The sequence below is a fragment of the Massilia oculi genome (assembly GCF_017582745.1).
Taxonomy (GTDB): domain Bacteria; phylum Pseudomonadota; class Gammaproteobacteria; order Burkholderiales; family Burkholderiaceae_D; genus Telluria; species Telluria oculi_A.
This window is the reverse complement of the sequence record NZ_JAFVIM010000016.1, coordinates 133130-147989: the sequence shown is the minus strand read 5'-3', so window position 1 is coordinate 147989 and position 14860 is coordinate 133130. Positions and strand designations below refer to the sequence as shown.

General features: G+C 65.1%; 12 protein-coding genes. 5 read left to right on the top strand and 7 right to left on the bottom strand.

Annotated elements, in window-relative coordinates:
* Positions 1 to 133: 133 nt before the first annotated feature.
* Complete coding sequence (locus tag J3U95_RS18380) at positions 134 to 520, bottom strand: response regulator (RefSeq protein ID WP_208280108.1); 387 nt, start codon at positions 518 to 520, stop codon at positions 134 to 136.
* A 126-nt stretch (positions 521 to 646) separates the two neighbouring features.
* Between J3U95_RS18380 and J3U95_RS18375 the strand changes: the two genes are divergently transcribed.
* Positions 647 to 1720: a catalase family peroxidase gene (locus tag J3U95_RS18375; RefSeq protein WP_208280107.1), complete on the top strand. Its 1074-nt coding sequence runs from the start codon at positions 647 to 649 to the stop codon at positions 1718 to 1720.
* Positions 1717 to 2247, top strand: a complete 531-nt coding sequence (locus J3U95_RS18370; protein ID WP_208280106.1) for a cytochrome b — start codon at positions 1717 to 1719, stop codon at positions 2245 to 2247. The genes J3U95_RS18375 and J3U95_RS18370 overlap by 4 nt, the downstream gene beginning before the upstream one ends.
* Positions 2248 to 2257: 10 nt before the next feature.
* Here J3U95_RS18370 and J3U95_RS18365 read toward each other — a convergent pair whose 3' ends face one another.
* The 3 genes from J3U95_RS18365 to pgi form a co-directional block, all read right to left on the bottom strand.
* Complete coding sequence (locus J3U95_RS18365; protein WP_208280105.1) at positions 2258 to 3355, bottom strand: extracellular catalytic domain type 1 short-chain-length polyhydroxyalkanoate depolymerase; 1098 nt, start codon at positions 3353 to 3355, stop codon at positions 2258 to 2260.
* An 86-nt stretch (positions 3356 to 3441) separates the two neighbouring features.
* A complete protein-coding gene (locus J3U95_RS18360; RefSeq protein WP_229519926.1) occupies positions 3442 to 4338 on the bottom strand; it encodes an SMP-30/gluconolactonase/LRE family protein in 897 nt (298 codons plus the stop codon).
* Positions 4339 to 4356: 18 nt separating this feature from the next.
* Positions 4357 to 6000, bottom strand: coding sequence for a glucose-6-phosphate isomerase (gene pgi / locus J3U95_RS18355; protein WP_208280104.1), 1644 nt, complete (start codon positions 5998 to 6000; stop codon positions 4357 to 4359).
* Positions 6001 to 6229: 229 nt separating this feature from the next.
* Between pgi and edd the strand changes: the two genes are divergently transcribed.
* From edd to J3U95_RS18340, 3 genes are read left to right on the top strand one after another with little or no spacing between them, the layout of a single operon-like run.
* The gene (edd, locus tag J3U95_RS18350) at positions 6230 to 8149 is read left to right on the top strand and encodes a phosphogluconate dehydratase (RefSeq protein WP_208280103.1); all 1920 of its coding nucleotides are present in this window, start codon (positions 6230 to 6232) and stop codon (positions 8147 to 8149) included.
* Positions 8150 to 8169: 20 nt separating this feature from the next.
* Positions 8170 to 8793 carry a bifunctional 4-hydroxy-2-oxoglutarate aldolase/2-dehydro-3-deoxy-phosphogluconate aldolase gene (gene eda, locus J3U95_RS18345; protein ID WP_184240489.1) on the top strand — a complete coding sequence of 208 codons (624 nt, stop codon included), beginning with the start codon at positions 8170 to 8172 and terminating at the stop codon, positions 8791 to 8793.
* A 15-nt stretch (positions 8794 to 8808) separates the two neighbouring features.
* The gene (locus J3U95_RS18340; RefSeq protein ID WP_208280102.1) at positions 8809 to 9381 is read left to right on the top strand and encodes a Rhs element Vgr protein; all 573 of its coding nucleotides are present in this window, start codon (positions 8809 to 8811) and stop codon (positions 9379 to 9381) included.
* A gap of 49 nt (positions 9382 to 9430) precedes the next feature.
* Here J3U95_RS18340 and J3U95_RS18335 read toward each other — a convergent pair whose 3' ends face one another.
* The 3 genes from J3U95_RS18335 to J3U95_RS18325 all read right to left on the bottom strand — a co-directional run bounded on the left by J3U95_RS18335 (position 9431) and on the right by J3U95_RS18325 (position 14672).
* Positions 9431 to 10918 carry a hypothetical protein gene (locus tag J3U95_RS18335; protein WP_208280101.1) on the bottom strand — a complete coding sequence of 496 codons (1488 nt, stop codon included), beginning with the start codon at positions 10916 to 10918 and terminating at the stop codon, positions 9431 to 9433.
* A gap of 121 nt (positions 10919 to 11039) precedes the next feature.
* Positions 11040 to 12725 carry a methyl-accepting chemotaxis protein gene (locus J3U95_RS18330; protein ID WP_208280100.1) on the bottom strand — a complete coding sequence of 562 codons (1686 nt, stop codon included), beginning with the start codon at positions 12723 to 12725 and terminating at the stop codon, positions 11040 to 11042.
* Positions 12726 to 12995: 270 nt separating this feature from the next.
* Positions 12996 to 14672 (bottom strand): methyl-accepting chemotaxis protein, encoded by a 1677-nt coding sequence (locus J3U95_RS18325; RefSeq protein WP_208280099.1) that lies wholly within the window; start codon positions 14670 to 14672, stop codon positions 12996 to 12998.
* Positions 14673 to 14860: the final 188 nt, after the last annotated feature.

Sequence of the window (14860 nt, the reverse complement as noted above, 5' to 3'; positions counted from 1 at the left end):
ATGGCGCCGCGTACCTGGAAGCTTGCTGCCAACCAGTTCGCCATCATGTTCGGCGAACGCTTCACGAACGCGATTAATTAACTACGAAATTCTGGCCCCGCACACAGAATTTCTGACAGGTCCGGCGCTGACGTCAGCAGAACCCGTGCCGGCCTAGCGCGTCCTTGATGTGGTGCCTGAACTCCGTGTAGTCCAGGGATTTTTGCACGTATTCGACCGCTCCCAGGGTTGCGGCGCGATCGCGGTCGTCCACGAGTCCCGAGTTCGACACGACGATCACGGGCGTGTTCGACAAGCCTGGTTGCAGGCGCATCTGCGCCAGGACTTCGAAGCCGTCGACCCTGGGCATCTTGAGGTCGAGGATCACCACGTCGAAGCGCTGCGACGCGAGTTGCGTCAGCCCCTCGAAGCCATCGAAGGCGGCAATGATCTCATGCTCGATCTTGCAGTCGTGCAGCGCCTGCCTGGTCAATGCGACGTCCAGCACTTGATCGTCAACGAGCAGAACTTTTTTTCTCATGCCTGAATTGTAGCAATTTTATTAAGCCGCGCGTTTCGCGCCGCGTCACCCTGGCTCATCATGCGACAATACAACGGCGTGCCAAGGCACGGCTCCACCGATACCTACTGACGACGAGGCAATCCGATGTCCACACCCGATCCGCGCCGGGGCTCGCCACTCCTGGTACTGCCGATTCTTCTGGTTGTCGCGCTCCTGGCGCTGGCGTTTGCCTGGGCCGGAGGCTGGTTTGGCGGCAAGGGCGTGACTCCCCAGGCCATGGCCGACACGGCCGAAGCATCCGGTTCCCCGCAGCCGGGTTTCCGGCGCGCCCACAGCAAGGGCATCTGCGTCGCCGGGGCCTTCGTCCCGGCGCCGGCGGCGGCGAAGCTGTCGACGGCGCGCGTTTTCTCGCAGCCATCGACGCCGGTACTGGGGCGTTTTTCCAATCCCGGCAACGACCCCCATGCACCCGACAACAAGGCATCCGTGCGGGGTATGGCGCTGCAGCTCAGGACGGATGACGGGCAGGAGTGGCGAATGGCGATGAACAGCTTCCCGTTCTTCGCGTCGTCCACGCCGGAAGGCTTCCAGGCGATGAACGTCGCGCGCCTTCCAGACCCGGCCACCGGCAAGCCGGACCCGGAAAAGATGAAGGCGGTCCTGGCGAAACATCCCGAGATCGCCAGATTCATGGAGTGGTCCAAGAGCGCGCCGACCCCCGACAGCCTGGCCAACACGCGCTTCAATGGCGTCAACGCCTTCCGCCTGGTCGATGCCGAGGGCAGGGAGCGCGTGGTGCGCTGGTCGATGCGACCGCATGCGCCGTTCGTGGCGGCAGACCCGGAACGGCTCAAGAGCGCGGGTCGTGACTTCCTGGCCGAGGATCTCGACCGGCGCCTGGCAGCGGGGCCGCTGCAATGGGATATGGTGATGCAGTTTGCCGCGCCCGGCGATCCGGTCGACGATCCTTCGAAGGCCTGGCCCGATACCCGACCCGAGACCACGGTCGGCACCTTGACGCTGGTGCGCGCCGAAGCGCAGGCCGGCGGACCGTGTTTCGACCTGAACTTCGATCCGCTGATCCTGCCGAAGGGGATCGTGGCGACGGATGATCCGGTCCTGCATGCGCGTTCGGCGGTCTATTCGGTCTCGTTCAATCGTCGCGAACGAGAGATCAGCAGCGGCCAGGCCAATGCCGGCAACGGGAGTGCACAATGAACGGTCAACGCCATTTCAACTTGCTGGCGCGCGTGCTGCACTGGTCGATGGCGGTCGCGATCCTCGCCATGCTGTTCGTCGGCGCGGCCATGGTAGTGTCGCTGCGCTATCGCGATCTGCTCCTCGATCTGCACCGTCCGCTCGGGCTGGCGATCCTCTTGCTGGCGGTCTTGCGCCTGGCGAACCGGCTGCGCCATCCGCCGCCGCCATTGCCGGCGGACCTGCCGCGCATCCAGGCATTGGCGGCCAAGGCGTCGCACTGGCTGCTGTATGGGCTGATGTTCGCGATGCCGATCATCGGCTGGGCCATGTTGTCGGCCGGCGCCTATCCGGTCGAGTTGTTCGCTGGTGTCAACCTGCCGCCGATCCTGCCGCATAGTCCGGTCATGTACGGCTTCCTGCGTCCTCTGCACGGTGTTCTGGCCTATGTGTTGTTCTTCACCATACTCGCCCATCTTGGCGCGGCGCTGTTCCATGCATGGGTGAGGCGCGACGGGGTGTTCAGCCAGATGGCAAGGGGGAAGTAAGCGTCCGGTATCAGCGCCGGTGCGCGCCGAAGAACGCCAGCATCATGCGGCTCGCATCCGGCCTGGCCCTGGCATTGAACCTGAGCGCCGGATCGCCGCCGCTCCATGCATGCCGCAGGCCGGCAATGCGCACCACGCGCACCATGACCTTACGGCGCACCGTGAAATCGTGGATCTCGTGCGCATTGCTGGCGCCGCCGCGTCCTGCCGGTTTCACGGTGACGCGGCTGGCCGTGGCGAAAGGGATGCCATTCAGGCGCAGCCACTGGCGCGCCAGCTGCTGCTGGTTGACGTGATTGACCACCGGGTCGTCTTCGCCGTGGATCAGCAGCGCCGGCATCGGTGGCAGCGACCGGGCCGGTATCCCGGGCGACCCCTGGGCGTGGCGATCGAGCAGGGTGTGGATGGCTGCATCGGCCTGCGCCTCGGCGCCGCGGTGCATCACGTGCAAGGCGCCGAGCTGCGTGTGACATGCGCCGAACACGGGCCCGGAATGCATGCCGATCGCCGCGATCAGTTCTGGATGGTTCAGTGCCAGCATGGCGGCCATGCCGGCGCCGGCCGACAGGCCGCAGGCATAGATGCGGCGGCGGTCGATGCGGTGCCCGGCGCACACGTGGTCGATGAGCGCCGCCAGCACGCCGGTCTCGCCGCGGCCCTCCTGGGCGGCGCGGTCGAACCAGCGCCAGCAGCCCTGCGCATGGGCGCTCGCCGGTTGTTGTGGGTACAGCACCGCGTAACCCTTGGCCTGCGCAAGCCGGTTCATGCGCGTGCCTTGCGCGAATTCGGGCGCGGTTTGATGGCAGCCGTGCAGCATGACGACCAGCGGCCAGCCGGCTTGGGCGGCGTGCTCGGGTGTGCGTCGCGGAAGATACAGCCAGTAGGGGAGTAGATGATGCCCCTCGAGCCATCGGCCCGAGGCGGCCGGCAGGCGCGCTTGCGCTGGCGCCGCCGCTTTAGGTCGCGCCGGCCTTGGTGGCCTGGCCACCGAACGCGCGCTCGGCGTCGCGCTATAGATATCGAACAGCTTGGCAACCAGCTTGCGTTGCGATCTGGCGGCGCGCGTCAGGTCGCGCAGCAAGCGGGTGGTTGGGGTAGATTTCGACACGGCTACCTCCGCAGTTATGTTGCAGTGCAATATAACTGCGGAGGCGGACTTCTTCGGTGCGCTGGCTCACGCCAATCGCGTCGGCGTCAGGCGCGGTATTCCGGCTCTTCGCGTCCCGCCACGTCCATCTTGAGGCACAGCACCTTGCCGCTGAGCGGATACTGTTCCAGCTCTTCCTTCGACCTGCCATGGCTGGCGCTGGTGATGTACAGCGTGCGCAGGTCCGGCCCGCCGAAGGCGACCGAGGTCGGGCACTTCACCGGCAGCTTGATCTCGCGCACGATTTCTCCGTTCGGCGCGATGCGCAGGATGCGCGCGCCTTCGAACATCGCCACCCAGTACATGCCCTCGGAATCCATCGTGGCGCCATCCGGACGGCCGCCGTAGTCCGCGGCCGACTTGTCGCTCGGGAAGGTCACGATGGTGCGGCGGTTGCTCTGCTCACCGGTAGCCGGGTCGAAGTCGTAGCAGTCGATGCGGTGCGTGGTGGTGTCGGCGTGGTACATCGTGCGACCGTCCAGGCTCCAGGCCAGGCCGTTCGAGTTGGTCATGTCGCCGCTCCAGGCGCGGTGCAGCTGATCCTTGTCCAGCACGTACATCTCGGCGGCCGGCTGGTCGCGCGGTTCGTACATGGTGCCGATCCAGAACCGGCCAGCAGGGTCGACCCGGCCGTCGTTGAAGCGCACCTTGGCGGGATCGTAGGGCGCGTCGGCGATCGGCTTTTCGGAACCGTCGGTGGTGTTCAGGCGCAGCAGGCCGTGGCGGGTGGCCACGACCAGGAAGTTGTTGTCGTCGATCGCCAGCGCCGACGGGTTCGACCCCATCTTCCACGAGGTGAACTTGCCGCTCGCCGCGTGCAGGCGGTTGACGGTGTAGCCCTCGATGTCGACCCAGTACAGCGCCGATTCGACTTCGTGCCAGATCGCGGACTCGCCGACCAGCATCGGCGCATCGTGTACTACTTCAAATTTTTCCGTTGCCATAGTGTGATGGTAAAGGTTTCAGAAAGCAGCCTTGGCGCGGGCGATCAGGCCGTTTGTCGAACTGTCGTGCTGGCCGGGCGCGGGTTCTCCGGCCAGCTCGGCTTCGATCTTCTTCGCCAGCACTTTACCCAACTCAACGCCCCACTGGTCGAAACTGTTGACATCCCACAGCACGCCCTGCACGAAGGTCTTGTGCTCGTACAGCGCGATCAGGGCGCCCAGGGTCGATGGCGTCAGGCGTTCCATCAGGATCGTGTTGCTCGGACGGTTGCCCGGGAAGGTCTTGTGCGGCGTGAGGCGCTCGATTTCTTCCGCCGGCAGGCCCTGGGCCTGCAGGTCGGCGCGCACTTCGTCCGCCGTCTTGCCCTTCATGAACGCTTCGGACTGGGCGAAGCAGTTGGCCAGCAGGGCGGTGTGGTGGTTGTCCATCTCGTGGGCCGGACGCAGGGCGGCGATGAAGTCCATCGGCGTCACGTCGGTGCCCTGGTGCAGCAGCTGGAAATAGGCGTGCTGGCCATTGGTGCCGCACTCGCCCCAGATCGCCGGGCAGGTTGGCGTGTCGACCGGCTGGCCGTCGCGGGTCACGCGCTTGCCGTTGCTTTCCATGTCGAGCTGCTGCAGGTAGGCCGGGAAGCGGTTCAGGTCCTGGTGATAAGGCGCGATCGACACCGACGCGCAGTCGAGGAACTGGCGGTTCCAGAAGCCGATCAGGGCCAGCAGCGTCGGCAGGTTCTGCTCGAGCGGGGCGCTGCGGAAGTGTTCATCCAGCTCGTGGGCGCCGGCCAGGAAGTCCTTGAAGTAGCCGAAGCCCACGGCCAGCGCGACCGGCAGGCCGATCGCCGACCACACCGAATAGCGGCCGCCGACCCAGTCCCAGAACGGGAACATGTTCGCCGGGTCGATGCCGAAGGTTTTGATCGCCTCAGTGTTCGTGGATACGGCGACGAAGTGCTTCGCCAATGCGTCTTCCGGCGCATGCTGCAGGAACCAGGCGCGCGCGGTCTGCGCGTTCATCATGGTTTCCGCCGTAGTAAAAGTCTTGGAAGCCACGATGAACAGCGTGGTCTCGGGATCGACCTGGGCCAGCGCCGCATCCATGTCGTGGCCGTCGACGTTCGACACGAAGTGCATCCGAAGGCGCGGATGGGCGTAGTGGCGCAGGGCCAGCACCACCATCTTGGGGCCGAGGTCGGAGCCGCCGATGCCGATGTTCACGATATCCGTGATCGGCTTGCCGGTATGGCCCAGCCAGTCGCCGCTGCGCACGGCGTCGGTGAAGGTTTTTACACGGTCGAGCACGGCGTGGATGTCGGCATTGACTTCCTGGCCGTCGACCACCAAGGTCGCGCCGCGCGGCGCGCGCAGGGCGGTGTGCAGTACCGCGCGGTTCTCGGTGTTGTTGATCTTTTCGCCGGCGAACATCGCATCGCGGCGCGCCTCGACGCCGCGCTCGCGCGCCAGCCCGACGAGCAGTTCAAGCGTGCGCCCGTCGAGGCGATTTTTTGAATAGTCTAGGAACAGGCCTGCGGCCTCGTCGGAGAAACGCTCGAAGCGGTCGGGATCCTCGGCGAACAGGTCGCGCATCTGCCACGTCTTGGCGACGTCGGCGTGTTGGGCGAGGGCTTGGAAGCTGGCAGTACTGATCAAAGGAGGCTGGCGCATGGGGTCGGGGTGCGTGGCACAATGTTGGCAATAATGGATTATCGAATAATACAAGCATCTGCGCGTAAATTCACTACAAAAAATGGCGCGCGCCCAACTCGGCCGATGCTTTCCTCCACCATCCGGTACCGCTCGACTGTCCCTTCCTCATAGAGAAGCAGGTCGGAGACGAGCGCAGCGTACCGATCTGTAGTAAAATTTCAGATACTAAATTCAGGAAGGAACGAACATGGCGCTCCACCCCGTAGTAGAACAGGTCACCAACCGCATCATCCAGCGCAGCAAGCGCTCGCGCGCAGCCTATCTCGAACATCTCGAAGCGGCCCGCATCAAGGGCGTCCAGCGCGGCGCCCTGTCGTGCACCAACCTGGCCCACGGCTTCGCCGCCTTCCCGGCCAACGACAAGCTCAAGCTGCGCGAGCACAAGGACCCGTCGGTCGCCATCGTTTCTTCCTATAACGACATGCTGTCGGCGCACCAGCCGTTCGAGTATTTCCCGAAAGTGATCAAGGAAGCCGTGCGCGAAGTCGGCGCCGTGGCCCAGTTCGCCAGCGGCGTGCCGGCCATGTGCGATGGCGTGACGCAAGGACAGCCAGGCATGGAGCTGTCGCTGTTCTCGCGCGACACCATCGCCATGGCGACCGCGGTCGGCCTGTCGCACAATATGTTCGACGCCGCCCTGTACCTGGGCATCTGCGACAAGATCGTGCCGGGCCTGCTCATCGGCGCGCTGCACTTCGGCCACATCCCGGGCATCTTCGTGCCGGGCGGCCCGATGACCACCGGCATCTCCAATAAAGAGAAAGCCGCGATCCGCCAGCGCTACGCCAAGGGCGAAGCCAGCCGCGAAGAACTGCTCGAAGGCGAGTCGGCTTCGTACCACGGCGCCGGCACCTGTACCTTCTACGGCACCGCCAACAGTAACCAGATGCTGATGGAAGTCATGGGCCTGCACCTGCCGGGTTCGGCCTTCATCACGCCGGGCACGCCGCTGCGCGATGCGCTCACCGCCGCCGCGGCGCACCGCGCGGTCGCGATCTCGCAGCAGGGCGGCGACTACATGCCGATCGGCCGCATCGTCGACGAAAAAAGCATCGTCAACGCCATCGCCGCGCTGCACGCCACCGGCGGCTCGACCAACCACACGCTGCACCTGGTGGCGATCGCGCGCGCGGCCGGCATCGTGATCGACTGGAACGATTTCGACGAGATGTCGAAAGTGGTGCCGCTCTTGACCCGCATCTATCCGAACGGCGATGCCGACGTCAATCACTTCCAGGCCGCCGGCGGCCCGGGCTTCGTGATCCGCGAGCTGCTCGACGCCGGCCTGGCGCACGAGGACGTCAACACCATCCTCGGCCGCGGCCTGCGCAACCACTGTAAAGAGCCGTTCCTGGGCGAAGACGGCAAGGTCGTGTTCCGCGACGCCACCGCAGTGAGCGGCGACGAGAACGTGCTGCGCCCGGCCACCAACCCGTTCAACAACAACGGCGGCATGGTGCTGGTGAAGGGCAACCTGGGCCGCGCGGTGATGAAAGTCTCGGCGGTCAAGAAAGAACACTACGCGGTGGAAGCTCCGGCGCTGACCTTCGATTCGCAGGAAGACTTCATGCACGCCTATAAAGACGGCAAGCTGAATCGCGACTTCGTGGCTGTGGTCCGCTTCCAGGGCCCGCGCGCCAACGGCATGCCGGAACTGCACGCGCTGACCCCGGCGCTGGCCAATCTGCAGGATGCCGGCTACAAGGTGGCGATGGTCACCGACGGCCGCATGTCGGGCGCGTCCGGCAAGGTGCCGGCGGCGATCCACGTGTCGCCCGAGATCCTGGCCGGCGGCCCGCTGGGCCTGGTGCGCGACGGCGACATGATCCGTGTCGACGCCAACACCGGCATCATGGAAGCATTGGTGCCGGCGGACGTCTGGGCGCAGCGCAAGCAGGCCACTGCAGACCTGACCTCGAGCCACATCGGCATGGGCCGTGAACTGTTTTCCATGTTCCGCAATTCGATCAGCGCGGCGGAGGAGGGTGCCGCCACCTTCCCGCTGCCGTCGCCGAAACAGACCGTCGTGCCGCTGCACGACGGCATTGACGCCGGCGAGATCATCCCCGGCTCCGACGAAGACCATCTTTTCAGGACCAACAAGTGAGCCAACCAATGAGCCAACCAATGACCCTACTTGAGATCATGCGCTCGGCGAGCGTCATCCCCGTCATCGCCATCGACGACCCAGACCACGCCGTGCCCTTGGCCAAGGCCCTGGTGGCGGGCGGCATCCGCGTGCTGGAAGTGACCCTGCGTACCGAGCACGGCCTGGGCGCAATCCGCGCCATGAGCCAGGTCGAAGGCGCCATCGTCGGCGTCGGCACGCTCACCCAGCCGGAAGAATTCGCCGCATCGCGCGACGCCGGCGCCGTGTTCGGCGTCTCGCCGGGCCTGACCCAGTCGCTGATCGACGCGGCCAAGTCGAGCGGCCTGCCGCTGCTGCCGGGCGTGATGACCCCGTCCGAAGTGATGGCGGCGCGCGAGCAGGGATTCCGGCAACTGAAGCTGTTCCCGGCGGTGCCGGCGGGCGGCGTCGGCATGCTCAACGCCATCGGCGGCCCGCTGCCGGACGTGACCTTCTGCCCGACCGGCGGCATCTCGATCGAGAGCGCGCCGAAATTCCTGGCCTGCAAGAACGTGGCCTGCGTGGGCGGCTCGTGGCTGACCCCGAAGGACGCGATCGCGGCCGGCGACTGGGCGCACATCACCGAGCTGGCCAAGGCCGCAGCGGCGCTGCGCGCGGCTTGATGGCAGAAGGATCGCATGCTGCGATCGCGCTATCCTTCCCGTTTTCGCCCGCTTAGCGAGGGCGAGACGGCGATGGCGTCGCTGCTGTTCGGCGACGCCATCGACTACCGCCGGGTACGCGTGTACAACCGGCGCTATATGCCGTTCCAGCCGCGTAACTGCGCGATGACGCCGAACGGCAGCATGTATTTTCACCGCTCCTGCTTCCTGCCCGACTACGCGCGCGGCGATCCGCCTGCCATCCACTGGTTCATGCACGAGATGGTGCACGTATGGCAGCACCAGCTGGGTTATCCGGTGCGGCTGCGCGGGGCTTTTCGCATCGGCCTGTCCTACGGCTACACCCTGTACGACGACGCCACCCTGGCCGACTACAATATGGAGGCCCAGGGCGACCTGCTGGCCGATTATTTCGTCCTCAAATTCCTCAAGAAACCCGGCGCCATGCGGCAGCAGCGCTACCGCGACAGCCTGGCCCTGTTCGAGCGGGTGCTGGCGGATTTCCTGCGCGCGCCGGGCGACCGCGCCAACCTGCACCGCGGGCCGGCGCGCTGGCTGGCAACGAGAATGAAGCCGGCCTGGCCGTGACGTCGAAACAGCCGGGGCAGCGGAGCGGCGATGACCGCCCCCGGACCCGCTACTTCTTCGCCGCTGGCGCGGAGCCGTATTCGTCGGCGCCGAGGTCGATCGTGCCTTCGATGCGGGCTTGCCCGTTGATGTCGGTGACGCCGTTGACGGCAATGGCGCCGCCAGCATAGTAGCGGCTCCACAGCGGCGAGGTCCAGGTCGTCAATGCGACGCTCGTTGCGCCGACATCGATGGCGGGCGAGGTCGCCTGCAGGTTCAGGTTGCCGCTGTCCGGCGCGATGAAGCGTGGATCGGCAAGCACGCGCACGCCGGGCAGGCTGCCGCCGCTGGCGTTCGTGCCCCACCACAGGTTGGTGCCCCACACATTGCCGCTATGGCCGCTGCCGTAATTCCCGTAATTTCCCGTCGCGGGGCCCGTACCGAAGAAGACGTTGTTGCTGAAGCGCGAGTCGATGACCTTGTGCTGGAACACGATCTCGGTGCCCCAGCCCTTGTTCTTGTAGAACGAGTTATTGTGCACATGGATGCGGCGCGCTGCGCCGACGCTCGCATCGTAACCGCCGACCGTCAGCCCCACTTCACGGTTCTTGTAGACGAAGTTATTCGACATCACGATGTCCTCGGTCGCCTTGCCGGCGTGTTCGCTGGCGAATTCGAAGCCGAGATCGTTGCCGGTCGACGTATTGCCGTCGAAGACGATGTAGCGGCCGCCATCGACGTAGAAGCCGGCTGCCGAGCCCACGCCCATATACCAGGGATTGGTCTTGCTCGAGTTGTTCACCGCGCGGTTGTTCTTCACGATGCCGTTGCGCGCGCGGTCCTTGTCGCCGCAATCGCACTCGCCCTCGAAGCCGATGAAATCGAGTCCGATATTGTTATTGTCGTGCACGTAGTTATCCAGGACTTCGAAACGGTCGATATTCCCGTTGAGTACCAGTGCCTCGCTGGACTGCAGCACGTTCTGATAGACCTCGTTGCCTTGCACGAGCAAGTCGGTGATGCCGGTGGCATTGGTGCCGAACACGGCCAGGCCATGGGCGCCGACCCAGCATGCTTCCCCATCGTCCTCCGTGCAGGTGCTCGTGTGCTTGATGCCGTGAATTTTGTTATTGACGATCTGCAGGTTGCTCCCGTTCCCTTCGACCAGGATGCCTACCGGCGACGCGCTCGCGCTGCCGGTCGTGAATGCGGTGACCTCGAAGCCCTCGACGCGCACGTAATTCGAGTTGCGGATCGTGATCAGGCCCTGGCGACCCGAAGGTGTCACACCGCTGCCGCCGCGCAGGACGACGCCTGGATCGGCCTTGATCAGGATGGGGGCGCCGGCAGTACCGGACTTTCCTGAAACGAGCACTTTCTGCGTGTAGGTACCCGGCAGCACACGTACCGTATCGCCGGCGACGGCGGCATTGACCGCGGTCTGGATCGACTGGCCCGGCGCAACGGTGATGACGGCGGCATGCGCCAGTTGCGTCGAGACCAGCAGGCAGGCGGCAGCCGGGGCCGTCATTTTGAGGAAGGCTTCGAAGTGTTTCAAAGGTGTCTCCGGTGAGTGATGGTGCGTAAATACTAATCACCGGAGTTCGTTAAATCAATCTCTTTCTATGTTTACAATCAACTTTCGAAAGGATATTTAGCTAAATACGTAATAAACCGGATTAATTAAGAACGGATTCGATGGTTTCGTTATCTTTCGTTTGGTGGGGTCGTGGCCTGATGTGACCAGATAACCCGCGTACCGCCAGCGCTTGGCCCACGGCCGCCGGACCTGCACTCCGTGCAGCATGGCGCTGGGCGCCGTCGACCTTGAACACGCTCACCAGGCGCGCCAGCGTGGCCGCCTGGTCCTCGAGCGAGGCGGCGGCGGCCGCCGCTTCTTCCACCAGCGCGGCGTTCTGCTGGGTCACGCTGTCCATCTGGGCGATGGCTTCATTGACCTGCTCGATGCCGATGGTCTGCTCGGCGCTGGCCGAGGCGATCTCGGACATGATGTCGGTCACGCGCGTAATGCCTTCGACGATTTCCTGCATCGTCGTGCCGGCCTGGTCGACCAGGCGGCCGCCGGCATCGACCTTGGCCACCGAGTCGGTGATCAGGGCCCGGATTTCCCTGGCCGCGCCGGCCGAGCGCTGCGCCAGGTTGCGCACTTCGCTCGCCACCACCGCAAAGCCCCGGCCCTGCTCGCCGGCGCGCGCCGCCTCGACGGCCGCGTTGAGCGCCAGGATATTGGTCTGGAAGGCGATGCCGTCGATGACGGCGATGATGTCGCCGATCTTCTTCGACGATTCGTTGATCGAGGCCATGGTCGACACCACCTGCGACACGACGTCGCCGCCATGCGCGGCGATCTGCGACGCATTCCTGGCCAGGACGTTGGCCTGGCGCGCATTGTCCGCGTTCTGGCGCACGGTGCCGGTCAGTTCTTCCATCGACGAAGCCGTTTCTTCCAGCGAGCTGGCCTGCTCCTCGGTGCGCGACGACAGGTCGAGGTTGCCGGTGGCGATCTGCTGCGAGGCCGTGACGATGGTCTCGGTGCCGGCGCGCACCGCGGTGACGGTCTTGAGCAGGCTGTCGTTCATGGTCTTGAGGGCCGCGAGGAGCTGGCCGACTTCATCGCGCGAGGCCACGTCGATGCGGGCGGTCAGGTCGCCCGCGGCGACCTGCCGGGCCAGCCCCACGGCATGGCCCAGCGGCACCGTGATGCTGCGGGTGAGCAGCCAGCCGAACACGGCGCCGATCGCGAGCGCGCTCACGCCGAGCGCCGTCAGGACTTGCCTGGCCGAGGCATTGAGTGCGTCGATATTGGCCTGCGCCTCGGCCGACAGCGACTCCTCAAAGGCGACCACCGCCTGGACCGACGCGACGTATTTGTCGACTTCGGGCATCACCTGGTCGCGGAAGAAGGACTGGACTTCGGGATGCCCGGCGCCCAGCGCCGCCTTGCGCTTGAAACCCTCGTCGCGCAAGCCGGTGTAGCGGCTGCGCTGGCTGGCGACGGCGTCCATCAGCGCCTTGCCCTGCTCGGTATCGACCATCGCCTCGAGCCGCTTCTGGGTGGCGCTCACGCCGGCGCTGGTCTTCTTCATTTCGGTATCGTAGTGCGCCTCCTCGGCCGGATCGGCGCTGGCGGCCTTGGCGCGGGTGCGCACGGCGTTGCCCTCGATGCCACGCAGCCACTGCTGGGCAAGGTTGACGCTGAGCGCGGCGTCCGCCATCACGGTCTTGGCCTCGGCGATGCGGTTGAGTTGCCACAGTGCGCTGACGAGCATGACGGCCACGAGGGCGAGGACGGCGGCGAATGCGCCGCCGAGCCGGATTCCAATCTTGAGGTCGCTGATTTTCATTGTTGTCTCCTGTTCGAATGTCGAGGTGGCCGGTCATCCCACGCGAAGTCACGGATGTGACATTTCGTGAGATTTCATTGCTCTACATCAAGGATAAGCATGGATCGCGAGGCGTGGACTACCGGGAGTCCACAAATTTCCATGCTTGTTGCTGACAGGGGACAGAAAAATAGCGGAACGATATGAGGTGGTGAGCGATTGATATCGTTTGTTTGCGCGGCGACCACACGGATGGTGGGTCGCCGCAGCAGGTGCGACAGTCCGGACGGATCAGGCGATCGCGTCTTCTTCGACGTCCTCTTGCATGGTGCGCTCGACACGGCGCGGGGCCGGCGTGCGCACGACCAGCGCGTGGCCGCCTGGCGCTGGCGCGCGGCGGGCGCTGCGGACCGCATTCTCGTCGCCGACCTTGAACACGCTCACGATCTGCGCCAGCGCTGCCGCCTGTTCCTGCAGCGAGCCGGCCGCGGCGGCCGCTTCTTCCACCAGCGCGGCATTCTGCTGGGTCACGCTGTCCATCTGGGTGATGGCTTCGTTGACCTGCTCGATGCCGACGGTCTGCTCGGCGCTGGCCGAGGCGATCTCGGACATGATGTCGGTCACGCGCGTGATGCCGTCCACGATCTCCTGCATGGTCGAACCGGCTTCGTCGACCAGGCGGCCGCCGGCGTCGACCTTGGCCACCGAGTCGGTGATCAGGCCGCGAATCTCCTTGGCCGCGCCGGCCGAGCGTTGCGCCAGGTTGCGCACCTCGCTCGCCACCACCGCGAAGCCGCGGCCCTGCTCGCCGGCGCGCGCCGCCTCGACGGCGGCGTTGAGCGCCAGGATATTGGTCTGGAAGGCGATGCCGTCGATGACGGCGATGATGTCGCCGATCTTCTTCGACGACTCGTTGATCGAGGCCATGGTCGACACCACCTGCGACACCACTTCGCCGCCGTGCGAGGCGATCTGCGACGCGTTCTTGGCCAGGACGTTGGCCTGGCGCGCATTGTCGGCGTTCTGGCGCACGGTGCCGGTCAGTTCTTCCATCGACGAGGCGGTTTCTTCCAGCGAGCTGGCCTGCTGCTCGGTGCGCGACGACAGGTCGAGGTTGCCCGAGGCGATTTCCTGCGATGCGGTGACGATGGTCTCGGTGCCGGCGCGCACCGCGGTGACGGTCTTGAGCAGGCTTTCGTTCATGGTCTTGAGCGCGGCCGTCAGGGTGCCGAGTTCGTCGCGCGAATCGACGTGGATGTCGGCGGTCAGGTCGCCCGACGCCACTTGCTGGGCCAGGCCGACGGCGCGCGCCAGCGGGTGGGTGATGCTGCGGGTGAGCAGCCAGCCGAACAGGGCGCCGATGGCGACCGCGGCGACGCCGATCACGGTCAGGCTGCGCTGCACCGAGGCGCTGATGGCGTCGATGCTCGCATTGGCGTCAAGGGCCAGCTTTTCCTGGAAGTCGGCCAGCTTGCCGGCGGCCTCGGTATAGGCGCGCATCTCGGGCATGACCTTGGTGTCGAGGAAAGCCAGCAGCTCGGGATTGCCGGCCCCGAGTTCGGTCTTCATCTTGTAGGCCTGGTTGCGCACCGCGCTATACTTGGCGCGCTGTTCGACCAGCGCCGACAGCAGCACCTTGCCGTCGGCGCTGACGATCACTTCTTCGAAGATTTTTTGCAGCTCGCCGGCGCGCTTGCTGATCACCTTCATGCCTTCTTCGTAGGACTGCTCGTCGGCCGGGTCGATGGCCCGGATCTTCGCCACCGTGCTGACGGCGTTGGTGATGATGCCGGCACGCATTTCCTGGGCCAGCTTGGCCTTCTCGGTGGCCGACGCCATCGCTTCCTTGGCGTTGGTGATATGGTTCAGCTGCCAGAGGGCGGTACCCAGCATGACGACCATCATGGCGAGGATGACGGCGAAGGCGCCGCCGAGGCGAACGCCGATATTCAGATCTTTGATTTTCATGGTTTCCAGTTCCGAGGACGAAAGAGCCTTGTGACTTGTCAAATCGCAGGATGTAACGTTAGGGGAGCGTTATCTAATCCGGTCAAAAGTACACGTTGTAGCTCAGCAGAGGAAACCCATAATTGCGGTTTATGCTCTCGATGTTGCGAACGGGAAACGAAATAATGTATGGATGTTACGAACCAATA

Excerpts from the sequence above, each read along its gene's own strand:
- J3U95_RS18380 (WP_208280108.1), bottom strand. The coding sequence starts at position 520 with ATGAGAAAAAAAGTTCTGCTCGTTGACGATCAAGTGCTGGACGTCGCA.
- J3U95_RS18375 (WP_208280107.1), top strand. The coding sequence starts at position 647 with ATGTCCACACCCGATCCGCGCCGGGGCTCGCCACTCCTGGTACTGCCG.
- J3U95_RS18370 (WP_208280106.1), top strand. The coding sequence starts at position 1,717 with ATGAACGGTCAACGCCATTTCAACTTGCTGGCGCGCGTGCTGCACTGG.
- J3U95_RS18360 (WP_229519926.1), bottom strand. The coding sequence starts at position 4,338 with ATGGCAACGGAAAAATTTGAAGTAGTACACGATGCGCCGATGCTGGTC.
- pgi (WP_208280104.1), bottom strand. The coding sequence starts at position 6,000 with ATGCGCCAGCCTCCTTTGATCAGTACTGCCAGCTTCCAAGCCCTCGCC.
- edd (WP_208280103.1), top strand. The coding sequence starts at position 6,230 with ATGGCGCTCCACCCCGTAGTAGAACAGGTCACCAACCGCATCATCCAG.
- eda (WP_184240489.1), top strand. The coding sequence starts at position 8,170 with ATGACCCTACTTGAGATCATGCGCTCGGCGAGCGTCATCCCCGTCATC.
- J3U95_RS18340 (WP_208280102.1), top strand. The coding sequence starts at position 8,809 with ATGCTGCGATCGCGCTATCCTTCCCGTTTTCGCCCGCTTAGCGAGGGC.
- J3U95_RS18330 (WP_208280100.1), bottom strand. The coding sequence starts at position 12,725 with ATGAAAATCAGCGACCTCAAGATTGGAATCCGGCTCGGCGGCGCATTC.
- J3U95_RS18325 (WP_208280099.1), bottom strand. The coding sequence starts at position 14,672 with ATGAAAATCAAAGATCTGAATATCGGCGTTCGCCTCGGCGGCGCCTTC.